The organism is Bacteroides ovatus, assembly GCF_001314995.1.
Lineage (GTDB): Bacteria > Bacteroidota > Bacteroidia > Bacteroidales > Bacteroidaceae > Bacteroides > Bacteroides ovatus.
The window spans coordinates 2,926,489-2,948,226 of sequence record NZ_CP012938.1 but is presented as its reverse complement, the minus strand read 5'-3'; the positions used below and the strand labels follow the sequence as shown (position 1 = coordinate 2,948,226).

Below are 21,738 nucleotides of genomic sequence, written 5' to 3'. Positions count from 1 at the left end.
AGTAACACACACAGTTTAAGGTAAAAAGTATATGAATACAGAAATTTTAGGCGTGGTTGTTCAGATAGCCTTGATGGTGATTCTGGCTTATCCACTGGGAAAATACATTGCTAAGGTCTACAGAGGAGAAAAGACCTGGTCTGATTTTATGGCTCCTATCGAAAGAGTCATTTATAAAGTTTGTGGAATCGACCCCAATGAAGAAATGAACTGGAAACAATTCCTGAAAGCATTGTTGATTTTGAATGCTTTCTGGTTTTTCTGGGGAATGGTACTCTTGGTTTCACAAGGATGGTTGCCCTTAAATCCGGACGGCAACGGACCGCAGACTCCGGATCAGGCATTTAATACCTGTATTAGTTTTATGGTGAACTGTAACTTGCAGCACTATAGCGGTGAAAGCGGACTGACTTATTTTACTCAACTGTTCGTCATCATGCTATTCCAGTTTATTACCGCAGCAACAGGTATGGCTGCTATGGCAGGTATTATGAAGAGTATTGCTGCAAAAACAACCAAAACAATTGGTAACTTCTGGCAATTTCTGGTAATAAGCTGTACACGTATTTTATTGCCTCTTTCTCTGATTGTAGGTTTTATCTTGATTCTCCAGGGAACCCCGATGGGATTTGACGGTAAGATGAAGGTAACTACGATGGAAGGCCAGGAACAAATGGTTTCTCAAGGTCCTACGGCTGCGATTGTTCCTATCAAACAATTGGGTACAAATGGTGGTGGTTATTTTGGTGTAAACTCTTCTCATCCATTGGAAAATCCTACTTATCTTACTAACATGGCAGAATGCTGGTCTATTCTGATTATTCCGATGGCAATGGTATTTGCATTGGGATTCTATACCCGTAGGAAGAAATTGGCTTACAGTATTTATGGGGTAATGCTTTTCGCTTTTCTGGTCGGTGTGTGTATTAATGTCAATCAGGAAATGGGTGGTAATCCGCGCATCGATGAGCTGGGAATTGCACAGGATAATGGTGCGATGGAAGGTAAGGAAGTACGTCTGGGAGCTGGAGCAACCGCGTTGTGGAGTATTGTAACGACCGTAACTTCCAATGGTTCTGTGAATGGTATGCATGATTCTACTATGCCTCTGTCCGGTATGATGGAAATGCTGAATATGCAGATTAATACTTGGTTTGGCGGTGTAGGTGTAGGGTGGATGAACTACTATACATTCATTATCATTGCAGTGTTTATCAGCGGTTTGATGGTGGGACGTACACCGGAATTCCTCGGTAAGAAAGTGGAAGCCCGCGAAATGAAAATCGCGACGATTGTAGCTTTGCTTCATCCGTTTGTAATCTTGGTGTTTACGGCTATCTCAAGTTATATTTATGCACATCATCCGGATTTTGTGGAAAGTGAAGGCGGTTGGTTGAATAATTTAGGATTCCATGGCTTGAGCGAGCAACTTTATGAGTACACCTCTTGTGCGGCCAATAATGGTTCCGGTTTCGAAGGTTTGGGCGATAATACTTATTTCTGGAACTGGACATGTGGTATTGTTTTGATTCTTAGCCGTTTTATCCCTATTGTGGGACAGGTTGCCATTGCAGGACTATTAGCACAGAAAAAGTTTATACCGGAAAGTGCCGGAACATTGAAAACAGATACGGTCACTTTTGGAGTGATGACATTTGCTGTAATCTTTATTGTTGCCGCTCTGTCATTCTTCCCGGTACATGCGTTGAGTACAATTGCTGAACATTTGAGTTTGTAATACTGAATTAGAGAAGATATGAAAAATAATACGTCAGCTTCTTTGTTTCCTAAGGAGCAAGTAATAGAAAGTTTGAAACAGTCATTCGTGAAATTGAATCCTCGGATGATGATCAAGAATCCGATAATGTTTACGGTGGAAGTGGCGACAGCGGTTATGTTTCTCGTAACACTTTACTCTATTGTAAATTCTTCGCAGGGTTCGTTTGCTTACAATATTGCCGTGTTTATTATTCTGTTTATAACCTTGTTGTTTGCCAATTTTGCTGAAGCTATTGCGGAGGCACGTGGTAAAGCACAGGCTGATAGCTTACGTAAGACTCGTGAAGAGACACCGGCAAAGAAAGTAGAAGGTAATAAAATTGTTACTATCAGTTCTTCACAGTTGAAAAAAGGAGATGTATTTGTGTGTGATGCCGGAGATGTGATTCCGTCTGATGGTGAGATTATTGAAGGTCTGGCTTCTATTGATGAAAGTGCTATTACCGGTGAATCTGCTCCGGTGATTCGTGAAGCAGGTGGAGACAAGAGTTCGGTAACTGGTGGTACGAAAGTGTTGTCTGATCATATAAAGGTGATGGTGACTACCCAACCGGGAGAAAGTTTTCTTGATAAGATGATCGCATTGGTGGAAGGTGCTTCCCGTCAGAAAACCCCGAATGAGATTGCATTGACTATTTTGCTGGCAGGTTTTACGCTTGTTTTCGTCATTGTGTGTGTGACTTTGAAACCATTTGCCGATTATAGCAACACGGTTATCACCATTGCTTCATTAATTTCTTTGTTTGTGTGCCTGATTCCTACAACTATTGGCGGACTTCTTTCGGCTATTGGTATTGCTGGTATGGATCGTGCACTTCGTGCTAACGTAATTACTAAATCAGGTAAAGCAGTAGAAACTGCTGGTGATATTGATACGTTACTGTTGGATAAAACAGGTACTATTACCATTGGTAACCGTAAAGCAACTCACTTCCATACGGCTCCGGGCGTTGATTTACATGATTTTGTAGAAACTTGCCTGTTGTCTTCTTTGTCTGATGAAACTCCGGAAGGTAAATCAATTGTAGAGTTAGGACGTGAATCTGGTATTCGTATGCGTAGTTTGAATACGACTGGTGCTCATATGATAAAATTTACAGCTGAAACTAAATGTTCCGGTGTTAACTTGGCTGATGGTACACAGATTCGTAAAGGAGCTTTTGATGCTATCCGTAAAATTGTAGAAAGTGCCGGAAACAAATTTCCGAAAGAAGTGGAAGAGGTAATTTCTACTATTTCAAGTAATGGTGGTACTCCATTAGTAGTATGTGTAAACCAAAATGTTGTAGGAGTTATTGAATTGCAGGATATTATCAAACCGGGTATTCAGGAGCGTTTTGAACGTCTGCGTAAAATGGGTGTAAAAACGGTTATGGTAACAGGTGATAACCCGTTGACTGCTAAATATATTGCAGAAAAAGCCGGTGTGGATGATTTCATCGCTGAAGCTAAACCGGAGGATAAGATGGAATATATCAAGAAAGAGCAACAGGCTGGTAAGTTGGTTGCGATGATGGGTGATGGTACAAATGATGCTCCTGCTCTGGCGCAAGCGAATGTAGGTGTGGCTATGAATAGTGGTACACAGGCTGCAAAGGAAGCCGGTAATATGGTTGACTTGGATAATGATCCGACAAAATTGATTGAGATTGTGGAGATCGGTAAACAATTGCTGATGACTCGTGGTACACTGACTACTTTCTCTATCGCCAATGATGTTGCGAAATATTTCGCTATTGTCCCGGCATTGTTTATGGTTGCTATTCCTGAACTGGCCGCATTAAATATCATGCATCTGCATAGTCCTGAAAGTGCTATTCTTTCAGCGGTAATCTTTAATGCGATTATTATTCCGATTCTGATTCCGTTGGCTTTACGTGGTGTGCAATACAAACCGATAGGTGCAAGTGCTTTACTTCGTCGTAATTTGCTAATTTATGGTGTAGGTGGTGTGATTGTTCCTTTTGTCGGAATTAAGTTGATTGATTTATTAGTAGGTTTATTCTTTTAATTAAATAACAATAGCAATGAAAACTTTATTGAAATCATTAAAAATAACACTTGCTTTTTGTGTTTTTTTCTCTATATTCTATATCCTCATCCTGTGGTTATTTGCACAGGTTGCAGGACCTAATAAGGGAAATGCTGAAGTAGCTACACTGGACGGGAAGGTAGTGGGAGCAGCTAATATAGGGCAGATGTTTACAAAAGATATTTATTTCTGGGGACGTCCTTCTTCTGCTGGAGATGGATATGATGCAAGTAGTTCTTCCGGTAGCAACAAAGGCCCTACGAACCAGGAATATCTGGATGAGGTGAAAACTCGTATCGATACATTTCTTGTACATCATCCTTATTTGAGCCGTGCGGATGTACCTGCAGAGATGGTTACGGCCAGTGGTTCAGGACTTGATCCTAACATTACTCCTCAATGTGCCTATGTGCAAGTGAAAAGAGTGGCACAGGCACGCGGATTAACAGAAGAACAAGTTAGAGCAATCGTGGATAAAAGTATAGAAAAACCATTTTTGGGATTTCTGGGAACCGAAAAGGTAAACGTCTTGAAATTGAATATCGCTTTAGAGGAAAGCAATAAGTAGATGAAGATTGAGCAGCGTTCCTGTCCGGGCCGTTTGGGTTATACCACGGTTCAAATTAACAGGGTTGGATGGGGCGCTGCTTTTTTACGGAAACATAAAATAGAAAATAAGATAAGAAGTATGAAAAGTTTTTTTAGTAAAAAGAGTTTTTTAGGCACAATGGCTGTAGCAGCCGTTTGTATGTTAGGAACAACTAATGCACAAGCACAAGAGTTTACTATACAAGGTGATTTGGTAAGTTCGTATGTATGGCGTGGTATTTATCAGGGGGGAGCCGCTTCTTTTCAGCCGACTTTGGGATTTAGCGTAGGTAATTTCTCGCTTACTGCATGGGGATCAACTAGTTTGAGTGAGAGCAATAAAGAAATTGACCTGACTGCAGCTTATAAGTTCGGTGAAGCAGGACCGACACTTTCTGTAGCCACTCTTTGGTGGGACGGACAGGCTGATGTTGCTAATGGAGAATATACAAACAACTATTTCCATTTTAAGAGCGGAGAAACCGGACATCATTTTGAAGCAGGATTAGCTTATACACTTCCCATTGAGAAGTTTCCATTGTCTATTGCATGGTATACTATGTTTGCCGGAGCTGACAGAAAGATTAATGATAAAGGTGAAGATAAGCAGGCATATTCTTCCTATGTAGAACTGAACTATCCGTTCAGCGTGAAAGGGGTTGATCTGAATGCTACGTGTGGTATGGTTCCTTATGAGACACCACAGTACTATGTGAATGGTTTTGCCGTGACTAACCTCGCTTTGAAAGCAACGAAAGCAATAAATTTTAATGATAAGTTTTCATTGCCTATATTTGTACAGGCTATATGGAATCCACGTTTGGAGGATGCTCATTTAGTATTTGGCGTAACTTTAAGGCCATAAAATAAACTCATGAATTTTTGTGAAACCCGTAGTGATCGTGATGATTACTACGGGTTGGAATGTTTAAAATAACAGATAAAATATGGATGATAGAGAACAAAGTGTACAGCATTTTCTGGATCTGATAAAGAGATCCCAGCGGGGTAAATTTAAAGTTTACATTGGTATGATAGCCGGAGTGGGAAAATCATATCGTATGCTTCAGGAGGCGCATGAACTGCTGGAAAATGGTGTGGACGTGAAAATCGGCTATATCGAGACTCATGGACGCGCCGGGACGGAAGCGATGCTACAAGGACTTCCTGTCATTCCGCGACGTAAGATCTTCTACAAGGGAAAGGAGTTGGAAGAAATGGATTTGGATGCCATTATCCGTCTTCATCCCGAAATTGTGATAGTGGATGAACTAGCACACACCAATGTGGAAGGGAGTCTGAATGAGAAACGTTGGCAAGATGTAATGACATTGCTGGATGAAGGAATCAATGTGATTTCGGCAATTAATATTCAGCACATTGAAAGTGTGAATGAAGAAGTACAGGAGATTACGGGTATTGAAGTAAAAGAACGGGTCCCCGATAGTGTGATTCAGGAAGCGGATGAGGTGGTGAATATTGATTTGACAGCAGAAGAACTAATCACTCGGTTAAAAGCGGGAAAGATTTATCGTCCGGAAAAGATTCAGACTGCGCTCGATAATTTTTTCCGTGCAGAGAATATATTACAATTGCGTGAGTTGGCTCTGAAGGAAGTAGCTCTTAGGGTAGAGAAGAAGGTGGAGAATGAAGTGGTGATGGGAGTAGCTGTCGGGTTGAGGCATGAAAAATTTTTGGCATGTATCAGTAGTCATGAGAAAACACCGCGACGAATTATCCGAAAGGCAGCGCGATTGGCAACGCGATATAATACGACTTTCATTGCTTTGTATGTGCAAACTCCGAAAGAGAGTATGGATAGGATTGATTTGGCCAGGCAGCGTTATCTGTTGAACCATTTTAAATTGGTAACGGAATTGGGGGGAGAAGTGTTGCAGGTACAGTCTAGAGATATCTTGGAGAGTATTGTAAAGGCATGTAAAGACAAGCAGATTTCAACAGTTTGTATGGGATCACCTGACTTGAGATTACCGGGAGCCATCTGTTCCGTATTGAAATATAGAAGATTTTTAAATAATTTGTCGCAAGCTAATATAGATTTGATTATACTTGCATAATATTAATCCGTATGAAAGTTATGAATATTAAAACGAAACTGGTGCTAGGCATTGGGATGCTGGCAGGAATGATAATTTTGCTGGTAACACTTTCTGTAGTTAACCTTCAGATTTTGACAGCAACGGAACCTGATAGTCCTGCTGCTATGCCTGGGTTAGAGCGAGCTTTATTGTGGATTTCTATCACTGGGGGTATTTGTATATTTACTGGATTGGGTTTGTTGTACTGGCTACCACGTAGTATTAGCAAACCTGTGAAGGAATTGAAAGATGGTATTCTTGAAATAGCCAATCATAATTATGAGAAACGTCTCGACATGAGTGACAATGAAGAGTTCCGTGAAGTGGCTGACAGTTTCAACCGGATGGCGGAACGTTTGACAGAATATCGTGCAAGTACTTTGTCGGATATTCTTTCAGCTAAAAAGTTTATAGAGGCTATTGTTAATAGTATTGACGATCCGATTATCGGTCTGAATACGGAACGTGAGATTTTGTTTATCAATGATGAAGCATTAAGTATCCTGAATATGAAACGGGAAAATGTGATTCGTAAATCGGCAGAGGAACTTTCTTTGAAGAATGACTTGCTCCGCCGGCTAATTCGTGAGTTGGTGACGCCAAGTGATCAGAAAGAGCCTTTAAAGATTTATGCAGATAATAAGGAAAGTTATTTCAAGGCTTCCTACATTCCGATTAACAATACAGATGCGAAGAAGGATGAATCAAAAAAGTTAGGAGATGTGATTTTATTGAAGAATATAACCGAGTTTAAAGAGCTTGATTCGGCAAAAACTACTTTTATCTCTACGATTTCACATGAACTGAAAACTCCGATCGCTGCTATCATGATGAGTCTTAACCTATTGGAAGATAAACGGGTAGGAGCCTTGAATGATGAGCAGGAGCAACTGTCCAGAAGTATTAAAGAGAATAGTGAGCGTCTACTTAGCATTACGGGGGAACTGCTGAATATGACTCAGGTAGAAGCCGGTAAGCTCCAATTGATGCCAAAGATTACGAAACCGATTGAATTGATTGAATATGCAATTAAGGCTAATCAGGTGCAAGCTGACAAATTCAATATTCAAATTGAAGTGGAATATCCGGAAGAAAAAATCGGCAAACTGTTTGTTGACAGTGAAAAAATAGCATGGGTATTGACAAACTTATTGAGTAACGCCATACGTTATTCAAAAGAGAACGGTCGTGTGATTATCGGTGCCAGACAGGACGGAAATATAATCGAATTGTATGTGCAGGATTTTGGAAAAGGCATTGATCCGCGTTATCATCAAAGTATATTCGATCGTTACTTCCGTGTTCCGGGTACGAAAGTACAAGGTAGTGGTCTGGGATTATCTATTTCCAAGGATTTTGTGGAAGCTCATGGTGGTACGTTGACAGTAGAGAGTGAATTGGGTAAGGGTAGCCGGTTTGTGATGCGGTTGAAAGCGTAGATTTTAAAAGGTTGTATGGAAGAATCAGGTTATTGCTATCCGGCTGCGTACTATGTTGTTTCAGTTCTTTTTGGAATACTATAGTTGTAAGAAAAACGCTACTCTGTTCTGAAACTTTAGAGAATCAATGCATTATAGTCTCTCTAAAAATCTTTATATTTGCAGACCGTTTGGAAAATGATAGTGAATAATAACAATACAATAACTTAAAAACAACCAAAATCAGATGAAGCAGGATATGATTGTTATCCTTGACTTGGGTAGTCATGAGAATACGGTATTGGCTCGCGCCATCCGTGCATTAGGAGTTTATAGTGAGATTTATCCTCACGATATCACAGTAGAAGAACTGAAAGCATTGCCCAATGTAAAGGGTATTATTATCAATGGTGGCCCGAATAATGTAATCGATGGCGTTGCTATTGATATAAATCCGGCTATCTATACTTTGGGAATTCCTGTCATGGCTGCAGGGCATGATAAAGCAACTTGTGAAGTGAAGTTGGCAGAATTTACAGATGATATCGAGGCTATAAAGGCTGCAGTAAAGTCTTTTGTTTTCGATACTTGTAAAGCTGAAGCTAACTGGAACATGAAGAACTTTGTCAATGACCAGATAGAATTGATTAAGCGTCAGGTGGGCGATAAGAAAGTATTGTTGGCCCTGTCGGGTGGAGTTGATAGCTCTGTGGTAGCTGCTTTACTTCTGAAAGCTATTGGTAACAATCTGGTATGTGTACATGTTAATCATGGTTTGATGCGTAAGGGAGAGTCTGAAGATGTGGTTGAGGTATTCAGCAACCAGTTGAAGGCAAATCTTGTGTATGTAGATGTAACCGATCGTTTTCTGAATAAGTTGGCTGGTGTAGAAGATCCGGAGCAGAAACGTAAAATTATTGGTGGCGAGTTTATTCGTGTGTTCGAAGAAGAAGCGCGTAAGCTGAACGGTATTGATTTCTTAGGTCAAGGTACTATTTATCCGGATATTGTGGAAAGTGGAACGAAAACTGCTAAAATGGTGAAATCTCACCATAATGTAGGTGGTTTGCCCGAAGATTTAAAATTCCAACTTGTAGAACCATTGCGCCAATTATTTAAAGATGAAGTTCGTGCTTGTGGCTTGGAGTTAGGTTTACCTTATGAAATGGTTTACCGTCAACCGTTCCCTGGACCTGGTTTGGGTGTACGTTGTTTAGGTGCTATTACACGTGATCGTTTGGAGGCAGTGCGTGAATCCGATGCCATTCTGCGTGAGGAGTTCCAACTTGCCGGACTGGATAAAAAAGTATGGCAATACTTTACAGTAGTGCCTGATTTTAAATCTGTGGGTGTACGTGATAATGCTCGTTCTTTTGATTGGCCGGTTATTATTCGCGCTGTCAATACGGTGGATGCTATGACGGCTACTATTGAGCCGATTGATTGGCCTATCCTGATGAAGATAACAGACCGTATTCTGAAAGAAGTGAAGAATGTAAATCGCGTTTGTTATGATATGTCGCCGAAACCTAATGCGACTATAGAATGGGAATAGAAAAACTTTTTAAATGATATTTCGATAGCCTCAATTTTTTGTAAGTTGAGGCTATTTTTATTGTTCAACGTTGGCTTCTGGTAGAAATGTAATTGAAGATTTCACAATGATTTCGCGAAGAGATAAAAAGAAAAAGGCACCCAGAAGTGGAAGCCTCCCAAATGCCTTATTCTTATCAAGTAGCGGGACCCGCTACAAAACCCAATAAACAAAAGAAAATAAAAGATAGTATATAGCTGATAATCAATGTAAAATGTTTTTTTGAGTTTTCCTTTGTTGCCCTTATTTTTCATCTATTTTCGCTCTTTTGGCTACCCTTTGGCTACCCGGATAGAAAATAATATGTATCTTTGCAAATAAAGGAAACTAAAAGCAACTTGAATACTTATAAAACATGGCAGCAAAGAAAGTGGTAAGGTCTGATAATACTTATATGATAAGCACGGACGATACGGATAATCCGAAATTGGGGGCAAAGATACTCTCTGACGGTCGAGAAAGCTTGTTTCTTGATTATTATTTGGGATATATAATGGTATATGATGAGTCGAAAGATAAGACGGTAGCCAAGAAAGACAGAAAGAGAGAGGCTTTAAAACTTTATCTTTGGCAAGCTCCAAGAACCCCGCTTGAAAGACAGCAAAATAAAGAAACATTAGAACTGGCAAAAAAGATTCGGTTTGAACGCAGTCAAGAATTGTTAGAAAACATTACCGGATACAGGTTGAGGAAAGAGCGAAAGGTTAATTTTCTTGATTATTTTCAAGCATATAACGACCGATACACAAAGAAAGATGTTCGAATGATGAAAGGTGTATTAACCCGTTTTATTGACTTCCTGAAAATAGAATACCCACAATATAGTACATACATTAAGCCCGAACAAATTACAAAAGACATGGTGTCTCTTTTCGTAGAATACTTGCAGAGTAGGAGCAAGGGCGAGGGCGCATTAGATTATTATAGCAAGTTTAAAAAGGTTATCAATTACGCAGTAGATAACGATGTAATAGCAAAGAACCCGTGCAAAGGTGTTGTTTGTAAGTGCGATAAACAAGTCTTAAGAAAGGATGTTCTTTCATTAGAGGAAATGCAAGCTTTGATAAGTACGCATTATGATAACGAGAATCCCGAAATAAGGCGGGCGTTTATATTCTGTTTATATACGGGTATTCGTTTTTGTGATGTGCAGGATTTGAAATACTCGAATGTGGACTACTCAAATAAAATACTTAGTTTCGAGCAGAATAAAACAAAGGGACATAGTGCAAATAGTGGGGTTGTGATTCCTTTAAATGATGATTTGCTACAGTTGATCGGAGAACCTCATACGGAACAATACGAGCAAGAAACTATTTTCAGATTGCCAAGTGCTACAATGTGCCTTAAAGCGCTAAGGCGTTGGACTAAGCGGGCGGGGATAACCAAACATATAACTTGGCATTGTGCCCGCCATTCCTTTGCGGTGAATATCCTGAATAATGGGGCTAATATTAAAACCGTTGCAAGCTTGTTAGGGCATAGCGGATTAAAACACACGGAGAAATACACGCGCGCCGTTGACAGCTTGAAAGAAGCTGCTATAAATAGTTTACCGAAACTTAAATTGTAATGTTATGCTAGATTCCTATATTAAAATAGATGATATAAAGAAGCTGTTAGATGAAACTGTCTCTATAAACGGACTGATTAAGAAAAGCGACTTTCAAAAGGCTATAACTATGATTGAAGAATTTAGAAAGCCGGAAATTAAGCCTAAGAATAGAATAAAGAATAGGTTACATCTTATAAGTATGATCGATAGTTATAAAAAAAATATACTAGACAAAAAAGTAAAACCGGAGATAATTATATATATGGAACGCCTTACTAATATGAATTTTAGTAATAGAAGAATAGAATTATTTAAGACTGACCATTGGGGCGAAGGAGATGAAAATGAAAGAATAGACATTAGCGATATTGTGTTAGACGGAAAAGAAATAATGAAAATGCTTAATATATCAAAGCCGACCTATCTTAGATTTGAGAAATTAGGTTTATTCAAGAAATACAATTTTACGGTAAAACTTTATGTAAGCGGAACGGTTCGCCTATATCGTCATTCTCTTACTTTCTATAAATTAAGTGATATAGCCTCGAATTTATTATCTTTATAATAAGGAACTTACGAAAATAAAATCCCTCAAATCTTTACGGGAATCCCAGATTTGAGACGTTTTTAATGGTTATTGTCTCAAATTTGGGATCATAGTAAAGATTTACACGAAATACACAAAATAGTATCTAACACATTATTTCATTTGTTTTCCTTCCTCTATCTTTGTCATGTAATTACAGCCAAATATAAGGCGTGCACGCCTATTAATGAACCAAAATAAAACATTAGTAGGACATGACGACAGAAGAAAGATTATCAAAATTAGAACAGGCTATTTTATTAGCCGGATTAGGAACAAAGGAAATATTAACCTTTGATGAGGCATGCGTATTTATGGGCGTAACGCGTTCACATCTTTATAAATTAACGTCTGGCGGGAAAGTAATACACTATAAACCAAACGGGAAAATGATTTATTTCAAACGTGATGAGCTATCCGCGTGGCTTTTACAGAATCGCGTGTCTACATCGGAAGAAATCGCGATGAAGGCGACTACCTACACAATGAATCACCGGGCGAGAGTATAACAACCACACGTATTTTATTCAATGGTCGACGGCTTTAAAACAAGTAGTCTAGCCCTTGATGTGCACCAATTAGCCAATAAACTAGGTGTTGATATAAGCCCTAAAGCGGTTTATATCAACATTGAGGGGCTGATATTTGGTTTCACTGACAGAGTAGACGTAACTACGGGAGAAATCCGCAAATTATGTAATTTACACGGTAGCCTACATAAGTACGCTAACGGCGGTTTGCATAATGCCGATTCTTTCCGGCTGTCTGACTTGTGCCGTGTATTTACTGAATTGCAAAAAGTCTACGGGATTAATTCCGATATTACGCGGCTTTATAGCGTCGAATTTGGCATAAATTTAAAACTACCCTATGATCCGCAACGAATATTGAAAGCGATAAGAATGTACAAGGGTTATACATTTACTCCGATAGGAAAGATAGGGTTTATCTATGAAGCCGATTCGTATAAGCTAAAAATATACGATAAGGGAAAACAGTGCGGCGTATCGGGCTTTGATAGTATTCTACGTATTGAGATAAGCGCAACAAATACATATTTAAAGAAAAAGCACATCTATACGCCAATGTTGGGATACTTGCTTAGTGTCGATGTTTGGGAAAGGTTTGAGGCTCTTTTGCTCGATACGTTGGAAGATGTTGTAATTGTTGAGGCTGTACCATTGGAAGGATTAAGCAAGAAAGAACGAGATTTATTTGCGTTATTTCTTGGTGATGATTGGCAAGCACTTGACAAGGTTAAACGATGCAGGATGAAAAAGAAGTTTATTGCATTAGCCGAACGGATCGGAGCTACACAGATAAAAGAGAATTTAAAAAATCTCATTTCAATAGAATGTAAGTATCTGCGAGACATGGATAACGAAAAGTGCAACCAAAACGGAGTTTTTGCAAAGGAAAATTTCGATGATAAAGTAAATGAAAGCAACAATATCCAACAGGAACGAAATGCCAAAAGTGCAACCGAAACGGCGTTTTTGTATGCCTCATCAAATAGTGAAAAGTGCAACCAAAACGGAATTAAGATAAAGGGCGTTTTGGTTGCATTTTCATCACCGGAAAACGAACCACCGCCAAACGCCAACAACCCGCCGTTATTCAATGCGAAAAAGTACGACATCAATTCAAACACCGGAAAATGTAGAGGAAAACCGCCCGATCCGGAAGGATTCGATACAGGATGAGACAACCAAAGATTAATCAAAACGATATATTCACTCAATAAAACACGTTAAAACTATGGATGCAATAAAGAAAGCCGAACGGCGCAAAGCGATGGGAGAAACAAAGAAAGTTCCGGTACGTATCGACCCCAAGCAATGGGAACGACTCGACGAAATCCGCAAAAAGTTCAAGTTTAAAAGCAATTACGAAATCATGCAGTACATTTTATCCTGCTTTCTTCGTGTTGCCGATCCGGACAATGATACGGAGATTGAACCAGTGCCGGAAGAAATCGAAATGATGTTTAGTGATTTGTCCGACTCTGAAAGGCATTTCGAGTATGTGAAGCCGAAACGCTCCATGAATCACGATTCTTTAAACAGCAGTAAACACAATTTAAAATCAAATTAAGATGAACGAGATCACTATTTTCAAAAATGAGAGATTCGGAGAAGTAAGAACCGCAACAAGTGAAAGCGGAGAACCTTTATTTGCGGCTGTAGATGTGGCGCGAGCATTGGGATACGCAAATACTAGGGATGCGATTAGTAAGCATTGCAAGCGAGTGACAAAGCGCGACGGGGTCTCTCGCACAACCAATCAACACGGCGTAGTAACGAATCAGGTAGTAGAAATGTCATTTATCAATGAGGGCGATGTTATTAGATTAATAATGCGATCCAAATTACCGCAAGCGGAAGCCTTTCAAGATTGGGTATGTGAAGAGATATTGCCAAGTATTCGCAAACATGGCGCGTATATGACGCCCGAAACTGTTGTGCAGATGTTCCAGAATCCGGACGCCCTGATACAGTTACTCACCACCCTAAAGAGCGAGCAGGAACAAAACGCCTTGCTCCGTGCACAAAGAGAGGCTAACGCAAAAGCTATCGAAGCGATGCAGCCAAAAGCGGAGTATTTCGATACTGTGTTATCTTCGTCGTCTCTGATTACTACCAACACGATAGCCGCAAAGTTGGGAATAAGTGCCCAAAGGTTAAATAAATTCCTGTGTGAATCAGGAATACAGTATAAACAAAGCGGTTTGTATTTTCTATACTCCGACCTTCGCGGAAAGGGATTAGAAGGTTATCAAACATTTGCCCGCACCGATTCAAGAACAGGTGAAATTAAAACGATAGAGCACATGTATTGGACGGAAAAAGGCGTATATTTTATTATTAATTTATATCAGGAAACGACATCTAAACTACTGAATTAAAGATGAGTAATGATAAATTTCACTACCCCCAACGGTCACCCCCACCCGAAAAAAATATCCCGCGTGTAAAAAGATGGGGTGAAGTGGGTTTCACAGAGTCGCGTCAAAAAATAAAAATCATGCCCCCTTGCCATAACTCGAAGCATCCGCACCCGCTTTGTATCGTTCATCACCGAATACGAAGCCATGAGACAACCGAACGCCTCGCCATCTATCGAGTTATCACACAAAGAAAGATAATTCCGCTACGGGCTTGTATTTGCGTAGCAACATGAAGCGAACCGAACCAAACAAGCGAGACAAAGAAAAGTGTATCAGGTCGAAACGTTTTGTTATTTTCCGGCGTGCCCTGATTAAATCCAAAGCAAACCGGGACAAAGCGAGGGACAGCAAGCGGGACAGGTTGCAGCCGTTTTATCCTGCTATTTATCAACATGTTTCCGCTTTAAGATGGAACGTTCCGGGACAGGTCGAGGGACAGGATAAGAGACAGACAGACACGCAAATCAATCAACTAAGCAAGCAACGGGCGACCGGATAGCTTGCACCAAAGTAGCTTACTACGATTTTTTCGTACTTCGCTACTGACTACCGCAACAACTACCGTAAATTTTACGGTAGATAGTACGCCCGTAATAGTTGCAGCGTCTACTACTGTAAAATTTACAGCCAATCAGATAGCCAATCAGATAGCCAATGTGACAGCCAATCAGACAGCCCAAATTATCCCTTCTTCTTCAATGTTTCATTTATATTTTTGAGGTGATATACAACACTGTTTTTATAGTCATTAGGAGGACTTGAATAATTTTGAGCATCCATTTCCTTAAATGAAAGTTTAAACCTAGAGCGTATTTCTGTTCCTAATATATCCTCGCAGATTATATCAAATTCGACATAGGCATCTTCACGCGAAAAGTCAAAACTTCCGCAACTAGTTAAGATGTAATACTGCAATTTGTATTGTGGAGGAAACACATTTATTCCTGACTTAAAAATTCCCCTATTACAAAGTGGATCACCTTTAATCCATTCGAAATCTTTATATATTTCACACTTTACGTTTCTCGCCACTCCTTCACCTATATTAGTAATATAAAGAATTAGTGTTCCGCTTCCGTGAATTTCTGTTGTAGACAAATACGCCACAATATTAGGAGTTATTTTTTGCAATCGTGTAGCCTTGCTTTCTTTAAGCATTTTATAATTTATCACTGTATAGACCGCCGTACAAATCAACAACATTAAAGGAAGGATTATACTAGCTATGAATTGAGTGTGTGTAGTATCCATGGTATTATAAAAAATTATAGTTCTATTTTGATATTGATATTCTTTCCGCAGTGCGGGCACGTGATTCCGGTTGTGTTGTTCTTTGGTTGGTCGAATAACTCTGTAATGTTCACGCCTAAAGCGGTGGCAATCTTTTCGAGGGTTTCAAGAGTGGGGTTTCCATTAATAGCACGGCTTAAACTCTCCCTTTTCATTTCCATATTATCGGCAAGCTCTTGAATGGTAATTCCTTTCTCCTTGCAAATTTCTTTAACTCTTAGATTCATATTAATGTGATATTAAATGTTACTGGCACAAATATACAACAATGTGTCGTATGTTATCACGAATATCTATATTAAGTAACGTTAAATATCAATTGTTTTCTTTCCTATACTTTGTAAATGTGATATTAAACGTTACTTTTGCAATATCAAAGTAACATTAAATATCACACAACATGAAAGTCTACAATTTAAGCGAAATAATGAAATCAGCTCACACGATGAGAAAGTTTAGACCGGAAAAGTATCCGACCTTCTCGGAAGCATTGAAAAAGGCTTGGAAAGTTGCGAAGTTCAACAAAGAAATAGCAGACCGTAGAGCCGAAACAATCGCTTATCACGAAGCGAAGAAACAAGAAGCGCAGGAACTAGCCGCCCGTATCGCCCGTATCGAATCAGAGACAGCCGCCCGTATCGCAATGGAAGTAGAAGCTGCAAAGCGTGAACGTGAAGAACGTGCCGCAAAGGTCGAGGCTGAATGTCTAGCATACGGTTACGGTCGCGGCGAGCATTATTCATCTTTTAGCGGATGGGGAAATTATTGCGGTGATTGATTATTAACGAACTAAATACATATTCAAATGAAAGAACTAGAGATCAGTATTAAACAGGATTCGGGTATGTGGCGAATAACAGTTAGTTGCGAGGCGAATCTAGCAAATGCGGGAATTATAAAGAATCTATTCGGGTGCCTACGGGAAGATAACGGCGTAATTCGTTCCGGTCTGCTTACTCCCAATGTAATGAAGTTAATTAGTATACAAGCCGAACTATTAAGTTACTCAATATGAAAGCGATTTATTTACTCGGACTAATAGCGGGCGCGGTCCTGCTATTTGCCACGGAAGCGGAGACAGCCGCACCGAATATAACGGGGCTTACGTTGTGTGTAGCCTCATCTTATAAACTCGATTTATTCACATCTAACAAAATATAAAATCATGGAAGAAGTAGTAATTTTGGACGCGGACGGTCGCCCAGTGAAAGGTATGCAACTTGATAGAAACACAATTCATCTAGGCGAAGCAAACGGCGGCTATATGGGTTGTACTAAGGAGAGTGTAATCGAATTACAACAGGAGCGGTTAGAACGTTTCACGAAGAACCGGAAAGCACACCAAAAAGAGTGCATGAGTGCGGCGTGTGACATTACCCCTATTATGTTGGCGGGGTTTGATAATCCATACGACGAAATACACAATCTAATATTACAGGGATATAATAACGTTATAGAGGCGCAAGGTTTGTTTTATCGGGTGGTTAATCAAGATGCAGAGATGAGGCGTTTACGTAGGCGAGTAATCGAGGAAATGACAGCGAAGGAACTTGCGACAGAGTTTATTCTATCATCTGGGAATGTCGAAGCGTTTAGAAAGTTCTGTGAGGAAAGAACCGGAAATACGCCGGGTGATAGAGAGGAAGCGGGAAAGGTTCGGTTATTTGTTCGGTAATATAATAAGGTGGTATATCAAAGTAAGGATAAATTAGTAAGAGGCAACCGGATCGGTGAGCCTCTTTTTTTGCGTCTGTTGGTTGTTCTACAAATAAAAAACCGCCCAAGAGTGGAAGCCTCCCAAACGGTTATTCTTATATACCAAAAGTAGTAGTTATGTTGTTTTTGGCTACCCTTTGGCTACCTGTTTAAATGAAAAAACCTCTGTATCAGAGGCTTAACGGGTATCTTTGGTAGCGGGACCCGGGATTGAACCGGGGACCTCATGATTATGAATCATGCGCTCTAACCAGCTGAGCTATCCCGCCATCGTTTCTCGATTGCGGGTGCAAAGATAGATGATTTTTTATAATCTCCAAAACAATTCATAACTTTTTTGTGTTTTTTCTTTAATACGGGCCTTGATTTTCCCTATAAATAGGGAGTTTGATGCCCGATAATGAAAGAATAATTAATAAAGTGTCTGATTTATGCAGCGTATTTAGAAAAAAGTATTTATCTTGGCACACGTAAAAACAATTCGAAATTGCTATGAAAAAGGAAAAGATTCATTTGGAGTATTTGTTGAATGCAACATCTAAAAATATTCTTTGGGGAGCTATTAGTACACCGACCGGGTTGGAGGACTGGTTTGCAGACAAAGTTATTTCTGACGATAAAATAGTAGAGTTTCATTGGGGGAAGACAGAACAGAGGAAAGCAGAGATTATTGCTATTCGCTCTTTCTCTTTTATCCGCTTCCGTTGGCAGGATGATGAAAACGAACGCGATTATTTTGAAATCAAGATGACTTATAATGAGCTGACTAGTGACTATGTGCTGGAAATTACCGATTTCGCAGAGCCGGATGAAGTAGATGATATGAAAGAATTGTGGGAGTCGCAAGTAGCTAAATTAAGAAGAACTTGTGGTTTTTAGTTAACTTTCAACTAAAAATTTTCGATGCTCCTTTTTTTGTGCTAATTTTGCATCCTAATTGCACGAACCTATTAAGATGCTACGCATAAAGAAATTAGATATATTCATCGTAAAGAGTTTTTTGATGCTCTTTATTGGTACATTCTTCATCTGTCTGTTCATATTCATGATGCAGTTCCTGTGGAGATATGTAGACGAATTGGTCGGAAAAGGGTTGGAGATGAGCGTTATGGCTCAATTCTTCTTTTATTCCGCATTAACATTAGTGCCAGTATCGTTGCCATTGGCAGTGTTACTGGCTTCTTTGATTACTTTCGGTAACTTTGGCGAGCGTTATGAATTACTTGCAATGAAAGCTGCGGGTATTTCTCTACTTAAAATCATGCGTCCGCTCGCTTTCTTTGTTTGCGGACTTGTCGGTGTCTCATTCTATTTCCAAAATGTTGTTGGTCCTATCGCCCAGGCTAAGCTGGGAACCCTGATTCTTTCGATGAAACAGAAATCTCCGGAGTTGGACATTCCGGAAGGAGTTTTCTATTCTGAAATCAAGGACTATAATTTAAAGGTAGCTAAGAAGAACCGGAAGACCGGTATGCTATATGATGTGCTGATTTATAGTATGAAAGATGGCTTTGAGAAAGCACGTATTATATATGCTGATTCCGGGCGTTTGGAGATGACCGCGGATAAACAGCATCTTTGGCTGCATTTGTATAGCGGAGATTTATTTGAGAATCTGAAAGCTCAAAGTATGAAATCGGAGAATGTACCTTATCGACGCGAGGAATTCAGGGAAAAACATTCCATTATTGAGTTTAATTCCGATTTCAATATGGTTGACGGTGAGATTATGGGTAAGCAGTCCAGTGCTAAGGATATGGCGCAGTTGCAAAGCTCTATCGACTCAATGACGGTAGTGGGAGATAGTATCGGACGACAGTATTACAGGGAAGTGGCAGAAGGAAATTTCCGTCCTTCTTATGGATTGACAAAAGAAGATACGGTCAAAATAGAAAAGGCGGATATCCATGAATATAATGTGGACAGCCTTTACGAAGTAGCCTCTTTAACGCAGAAACAGAAGGTGCTTTCTTCTGCTGTCAGTCGGGCGGAGAATGTGGCCAACGATCTTGGGTTCAAGAAATTCACGATGGAGAACAACGATTATAGTATTCGCAAACATAAGACGGAATGGCATAAGAAGATAACGATTTCACTCTCTTGTCTGCTGTTCTTCTTTATCGGAGCTCCATTGGGTGGAATCATCCGCAAAGGAGGGTTGGGAATGCCGGTAATTGTATCCGTGTTGGTATTTATTATTTACTATATCATTGATAATACAGGATATAAAATGGCCCGTGACGGTAAGTGGATAGTATGGATGGGAATGTGGACAAGTAGTGCGGTCCTTGCCCCATTAGGAGTTTTCCTTACCTATAAATCGAATAAGGATTCTGTTGTGCTTAATGCAGATGCCTATATCAACTGGTTCAAGAAGATTATGGGAATCCGTAGTGTACGCCATATATTTAAGAAAGAAGTGATTATCCATGATCCTGATTATCCACGTCTGACTGGTGATTTGGAACAACTCACAGCAGAGTGCAGAGCGTATGCTGCCAAGAAACGATTGGAAAAAGCACCCAATTACTTTAAATTGTGGATGTCAAGCGAAGATGACAACGAAGTAATGGCTATCAATGAGAAGCTGGAAGCGTTGGTTGAAGAAATGTCCAATACGAAATCTGCCACTTTGATCGGTGCATTAAACAATTATCCGGTTATTTCCGTTTCTGCCCATGTGCGCCCGTTCCATATATATTGGTTGAATTTGGTAGCCGGAGTCATTTTCCCTATCGGTTTATTTTTCTATTTCCGCATCTGGGCGTTCCGCGTTCGTCTGGCTAAGGATATGGAACGGATTATAAAGAACAATGAACAAATTCAATTCATCATACAGAAAATCAATAAATAAGTGTTATGAAAGAGACTATTAAAATGGATAGAATAGAGGATGCGATTGCCGACTTCAAAGAAGGCAAGTTTGTCATAGTAGTGGATGATGAGGACCGCGAAAATGAAGGCGACTTGATTATTGCCGCTGAAAAGATAACTCCCGAGAAAGTGAATTTCATGTTGAAGCATGCGCGTGGGGTGCTTTGTGCACCTGTCACAGTGTCTCGTTGCAAGGAGTTGGATTTGCCGCATCAGGTAAGTGACAATACTTCCGTGTTGGGAACTCCTTTTACGGTTACCATTGACAAACTGGAAGGCTGTACAACAGGTGTTTCTGCTTCCGACCGTGCCGCTACTATTCAGGCGTTGGCCGATCCTACTTCTACACCGGCAACCTTCGGTCGTCCCGGACACATCAATCCGTTATATGCACAAGAAAAAGGAGTGCTTCGTCGTGCCGGACATACGGAAGCTACGATTGACATGGCTCGTCTGGCAGGACTTTACCCTGCAGGTGCCTTGATGGAAATCATGAGTGAAGATGGAACAATGGCACGTTTGCCCGAACTCCGTCAGATGGCAGATGAACATGGACTGAAACTGATCTCTATCCATGACCTGATTGTCTATCGTTTGAAACAGGAATCCATTGTGGAAAAAGGAGTGGAAGTAAATATGCCTACTGAACACGGGATGTTCCGTCTGATTCCTTTCCGCCAGAAATCAAACGGATTGGAGCACATGGCTATATTTAAAGGTACGTGGAGTGAAGACGAACCTATCCTGGTACGTGTTCACTCATCTTGTGCTACAGGAGATATCCTTGGTTCGCAGCGTTGTGACTGTGGCGAACAGTTGCATAAAGCGATGGAAATGATCGAAAAAGAAGGAAAAGGTGTAGTGGTTTATCTCAATCAGGAAGGACGCGGCATCGGTCTGATGGAAAAAATGAAAGCATACAAGCTCCAGGAAGACGGTATGGATACCGTTGATGCGAATATTTGCTTAGGACATCTTGCTGACGAACGTGATTATGGAGTAGGCGCACAAATCCTTCGTGAACTGGGAGTACACAAAATGAGACTTTTGACAAATAATCCGGTGAAACGTGTTGGTTTGGAAGCATACGGATTGGAGATAGTAGAAAATGTACCTGTTGAAACAGTTCCTAATCCGTATAATGAACGATACTTGAGAACAAAGAAAGAAAGAATGGGGCATACTTTACATTTTAATAAGTAAATTGCTAATTTGTTTTCATATATCAAATATTATCGCTTATTTTGCAACGATTTTCAC

At 40.0% G+C, this 21,738-nt stretch carries 22 protein-coding genes and 1 tRNA gene; 20 read left to right on the top strand and 3 right to left on the bottom strand.

Translation table 11 applies throughout. The annotated features are described in order from the left end of the window. Window positions 1-31 precede the first annotated feature (31 nt). The 14 genes from kdpA to Bovatus_RS11705 all read left to right on the top strand — a co-directional run bounded on the left by kdpA (window position 32) and on the right by Bovatus_RS11705 (window position 15,097). Window positions 32-1,738, top strand: coding sequence for a potassium-transporting ATPase subunit KdpA (kdpA, locus tag Bovatus_RS11770; RefSeq protein WP_004299017.1), 1,707 nt, complete (start codon window positions 32-34; stop codon window positions 1,736-1,738). Between the two features lie 18 nt (window positions 1,739-1,756). Beyond that, on the top strand, window positions 1,757-3,790 hold the full coding sequence (kdpB, locus tag Bovatus_RS11765; protein WP_004299020.1) for a potassium-transporting ATPase subunit KdpB: 2,034 nt from the start codon (window positions 1,757-1,759) through the stop codon (window positions 3,788-3,790). Between the two features lie 16 nt (window positions 3,791-3,806). Further along, a complete protein-coding gene (locus Bovatus_RS11760; RefSeq protein ID WP_004323566.1) occupies window positions 3,807-4,379 on the top strand; it encodes a K(+)-transporting ATPase subunit C in 573 nt (190 codons plus the stop codon). Window positions 4,380-4,499: 120 nt separating this feature from the next. Next, the gene (locus tag Bovatus_RS11755) at window positions 4,500-5,264 is read left to right on the top strand and encodes a TorF family putative porin (RefSeq protein ID WP_044919531.1); all 765 of its coding nucleotides are present in this window, start codon (window positions 4,500-4,502) and stop codon (window positions 5,262-5,264) included. Window positions 5,265-5,346: 82 nt separating this feature from the next. After that, window positions 5,347-6,477 (top strand): sensor protein KdpD, encoded by a 1,131-nt coding sequence (locus tag Bovatus_RS11750; RefSeq protein ID WP_004299029.1) that lies wholly within the window; start codon window positions 5,347-5,349, stop codon window positions 6,475-6,477. 20 nt (window positions 6,478-6,497) lie between these two features. Then, window positions 6,498-7,937, top strand: coding sequence for a sensor histidine kinase (locus Bovatus_RS11745; RefSeq protein ID WP_032852173.1), 1,440 nt, complete (start codon window positions 6,498-6,500; stop codon window positions 7,935-7,937). 226 nt (window positions 7,938-8,163) lie between these two features. Continuing rightward, the gene (guaA, locus tag Bovatus_RS11740) at window positions 8,164-9,471 is read left to right on the top strand and encodes a glutamine-hydrolyzing GMP synthase (RefSeq protein WP_004299035.1); all 1,308 of its coding nucleotides are present in this window, start codon (window positions 8,164-8,166) and stop codon (window positions 9,469-9,471) included. 394 nt (window positions 9,472-9,865) lie between these two features. Then, window positions 9,866-11,083 (top strand): tyrosine-type recombinase/integrase, encoded by a 1,218-nt coding sequence (locus tag Bovatus_RS11735; protein ID WP_004299040.1) that lies wholly within the window; start codon window positions 9,866-9,868, stop codon window positions 11,081-11,083. Between the two features lie 109 nt (window positions 11,084-11,192). Further along, window positions 11,193-11,630 (top strand): hypothetical protein, encoded by a 438-nt coding sequence (locus tag Bovatus_RS11730; protein ID WP_224440852.1) that lies wholly within the window; start codon window positions 11,193-11,195, stop codon window positions 11,628-11,630. A gap of 236 nt (window positions 11,631-11,866) precedes the next feature. Next, complete coding sequence (locus Bovatus_RS11725) at window positions 11,867-12,160, top strand: helix-turn-helix domain-containing protein (protein WP_004299045.1); 294 nt, start codon at window positions 11,867-11,869, stop codon at window positions 12,158-12,160. 21 nt (window positions 12,161-12,181) lie between these two features. Further along, a complete protein-coding gene (locus Bovatus_RS11720) occupies window positions 12,182-13,354 on the top strand; it encodes a hypothetical protein (RefSeq protein WP_004299048.1) in 1,173 nt (390 codons plus the stop codon). A gap of 55 nt (window positions 13,355-13,409) precedes the next feature. Continuing rightward, window positions 13,410-13,745, top strand: coding sequence for a hypothetical protein (locus Bovatus_RS11715; RefSeq protein ID WP_004299051.1), 336 nt, complete (start codon window positions 13,410-13,412; stop codon window positions 13,743-13,745). A gap of 1 nt (window position 13,746) precedes the next feature. Beyond that, a complete protein-coding gene (locus Bovatus_RS11710; RefSeq protein WP_004299054.1) occupies window positions 13,747-14,556 on the top strand; it encodes a phage antirepressor in 810 nt (269 codons plus the stop codon). A 271-nt stretch (window positions 14,557-14,827) separates the two neighbouring features. Then, a complete protein-coding gene (locus tag Bovatus_RS11705) occupies window positions 14,828-15,097 on the top strand; it encodes a hypothetical protein (protein ID WP_004299060.1) in 270 nt (89 codons plus the stop codon). Between the two features lie 182 nt (window positions 15,098-15,279). Here the strand turns inward: Bovatus_RS11705 and Bovatus_RS11700 are convergent, their stop codons facing one another. Next, window positions 15,280-15,849 carry a hypothetical protein gene (locus Bovatus_RS11700; RefSeq protein WP_004299062.1) on the bottom strand — a complete coding sequence of 190 codons (570 nt, stop codon included), beginning with the start codon at window positions 15,847-15,849 and terminating at the stop codon, window positions 15,280-15,282. Window positions 15,850-15,863: 14 nt separating this feature from the next. Then, a complete protein-coding gene (locus tag Bovatus_RS11695; RefSeq protein WP_004299064.1) occupies window positions 15,864-16,115 on the bottom strand; it encodes a helix-turn-helix domain-containing protein in 252 nt (83 codons plus the stop codon). A gap of 218 nt (window positions 16,116-16,333) precedes the next feature. On the opposite strand from Bovatus_RS11695, the gene Bovatus_RS11690 reads away from it, so the two are divergent. The 3 genes from Bovatus_RS11690 (at window position 16,334) to Bovatus_RS11680 (ending at window position 17,563) form a co-directional block, all read left to right on the top strand. After that, complete coding sequence (locus Bovatus_RS11690; protein WP_224440853.1) at window positions 16,334-16,666, top strand: hypothetical protein; 333 nt, start codon at window positions 16,334-16,336, stop codon at window positions 16,664-16,666. Between the two features lie 27 nt (window positions 16,667-16,693). Continuing rightward, window positions 16,694-16,903, top strand: coding sequence for a hypothetical protein (locus Bovatus_RS11685; RefSeq protein ID WP_004299070.1), 210 nt, complete (start codon window positions 16,694-16,696; stop codon window positions 16,901-16,903). A 150-nt stretch (window positions 16,904-17,053) separates the two neighbouring features. Next, window positions 17,054-17,563 carry a basic helix-loop-helix domain-containing protein gene (locus Bovatus_RS11680; protein WP_004299075.1) on the top strand — a complete coding sequence of 170 codons (510 nt, stop codon included), beginning with the start codon at window positions 17,054-17,056 and terminating at the stop codon, window positions 17,561-17,563. A 233-nt stretch (window positions 17,564-17,796) separates the two neighbouring features. On the opposite strand, the gene Bovatus_RS11675 is transcribed toward Bovatus_RS11680, so the two are convergent. Beyond that, window positions 17,797-17,873 (bottom strand) — tRNA-Met (locus tag Bovatus_RS11675). A 223-nt stretch (window positions 17,874-18,096) separates the two neighbouring features. Between Bovatus_RS11675 and Bovatus_RS11670 the strand changes: the two genes are divergently transcribed. From Bovatus_RS11670 to Bovatus_RS11660, 3 genes are all read left to right on the top strand, one after another. Next, the gene (locus Bovatus_RS11670) at window positions 18,097-18,483 is read left to right on the top strand and encodes an START-like domain-containing protein (RefSeq protein WP_004299081.1); all 387 of its coding nucleotides are present in this window, start codon (window positions 18,097-18,099) and stop codon (window positions 18,481-18,483) included. Window positions 18,484-18,559: 76 nt separating this feature from the next. Next, window positions 18,560-20,458 (top strand): LptF/LptG family permease, encoded by a 1,899-nt coding sequence (locus tag Bovatus_RS11665; RefSeq protein ID WP_004299083.1) that lies wholly within the window; start codon window positions 18,560-18,562, stop codon window positions 20,456-20,458. Between the two features lie 5 nt (window positions 20,459-20,463). Next, the gene (locus tag Bovatus_RS11660) at window positions 20,464-21,681 is read left to right on the top strand and encodes a bifunctional 3,4-dihydroxy-2-butanone-4-phosphate synthase/GTP cyclohydrolase II (protein ID WP_004299085.1); all 1,218 of its coding nucleotides are present in this window, start codon (window positions 20,464-20,466) and stop codon (window positions 21,679-21,681) included. Window positions 21,682-21,738: the final 57 nt, after the last annotated feature.